Here is a 1,305-nt window from a genome sequence, read left to right as displayed (position 1 = left end):
ACATTCAGGTATTCTCAAGCAGGAATATCCCTGTCTTGTTCTTTCTCGGCTTTTCGTCAGGGCTGCCGTTGGTGTTGACTTCAGGGACCTTGCAGGCATGGATGACAGTGGAGGGCATAGACCTCCGCACCATCGGCATCTTTTCTCTGGTGGGCATTCCATATACAATCAAATTCCTCTGGTCTCCAATCATGGACAGGTTTACGCCATCATTTCCCCGCTTGAAACTTGCTGGGACAGGTTTTGGAAGACGCAGGGGATGGCTGATTATTACACAGATTGCTATCATCATAGCCGTTCTGGCAATTGCTTTAAATTCTCCGAAGGATGGCTTGTGGGTTATTGGATTTATTGCCCTGATGATTGCCTTTACATCTGCATCTCAAGATATTGTAGCGGATGCATACAGGACAGATATACTTCATGAAAAGGAACGTGGATTCGGGGCAGGTGTGTTTGTTACAGGTTACCGCATAGCCCTGTTTATAGGCGGCGCAATAGCGCTTATTCTGTCAGATTATATCGGCTGGCAGACAACATATTTTATAATGGCAGGACTTATGGTTATGGGCATAGGCGCTTCAATCTTTGGTCATGAACCTGATGATACATTATCTCCCAAAACCATGAAAGAGGCTGTATGGGGACCAATGGAGGATTTCTTCTCCCGCAGGAATGCCTTTGTTTTACTGTTCCTGATAATTCTGTATAAACTTTGCGATGCGTATGCAGGGACTATGACTACACCTTTTCTCATAAGGGGTATGGGTTTTACAGCAGGGGAGGTCGGGACAATCAGCAAGGGGTTTGGGTTTGCCGCTACGATTATAGGGGCTCTGGCAGGCGGGGCGCTCATGGTCAGGCTCGGACTCTTCCGTTCACTCCTTGTATTCGGCGTACTTCAGGCAGTGTCCAATCTGGCTTTTATCCTCCTTGCATGGTTTGGGAAGAGTTACGGGATGCTGGCATTTACGATTGCATTTGAAAACATAAGCGGAGGTATGGGGACATCCGCATTTGTCGCCCTACTTATGGCGCTTTGCAACCACAGATACAGCGCTACACAGTATGCTTTGTTATCATCCTTTTCTGCGCTTGGGAGGACATTTATCTCGCCAACATCCGGATATATGGTTGAATGGGTCGGCTGGCAGACATTTTTCTCTATAACTGCCATGTCTGCAATTCCAGGTCTGGCGCTTCTCGTATGGTTCAGGAATGAAATATCTCATCCCTCCACTCCAGAGTAAGTATAGCCTTGCACTTCTGAATGTCCCGCTGGCAAAGAGGCTGTGTCATAAACCC

General features: G+C 47.4%; 1 protein-coding gene. It reads left to right on the top strand.

Annotated elements, in window-relative coordinates; translation table 11 throughout:
• The coding region (locus HZC45_01195; GenBank protein ID MBI5681781.1) for an MFS transporter at positions 1-1,250 on the top strand (1,250 nt) is incomplete at its 5' end.
• Between the last annotated feature and the right edge of the window lie 55 nt (positions 1,251-1,305).

Source organism: Deltaproteobacteria bacterium (assembly GCA_016223005.1).
Classification (GTDB): Bacteria; Desulfobacterota; GWC2-55-46; order UBA9637; family GWC2-42-11; genus JACRPW01.
The sequence above is the reverse complement of the archived record's forward strand: the minus strand, read 5'-3'. Positions and strand labels throughout refer to the sequence as shown.